The organism is Rhizobium sp. SVR5-2C (genome assembly GCF_056755115.1).
On sequence record NZ_JBNDHT010000423.1, the window covers coordinates 1 to 264 of the forward strand.

At 64.8% G+C, this 264-nt stretch carries 1 protein-coding gene; it reads left to right on the forward strand.

The window, feature by feature from the left end; genetic code table 11:
- Nucleotides 1–117 precede the first annotated feature (117 nt).
- On the forward strand, nt 118–246 hold the full coding sequence (locus tag ACPYOI_RS36365; protein WP_481424215.1) for a hypothetical protein: 129 nt from the start codon (nt 118–120) through the stop codon (nt 244–246).
- Nucleotides 247–264: the final 18 nt, after the last annotated feature.

The window sequence follows — 264 nt, forward strand, 5'->3', positions numbered from 1 at the left end:
CCCCCCCCCCCCCCCCCCCCCCCCCCCCCCCCCCCCCCCCCCCCCCCCAAACCAGACCCCCCCCCCCCAGATTACTACGCGTCTCGTGGGCTCGGAGATGTGTATAAGAGACAGGTCATGAACACCTCCATTTCCGAAAGTGCCCCGGCTCTCGATGCCATCGACGAGCAGTTGATCGATGCCGAGGCGCTGGAAAAGATGGGGCGGAGGTTGAAGGCGATGAGCCTGTCTCTTATACACATCTGACGCTGCCGACGACTAGTC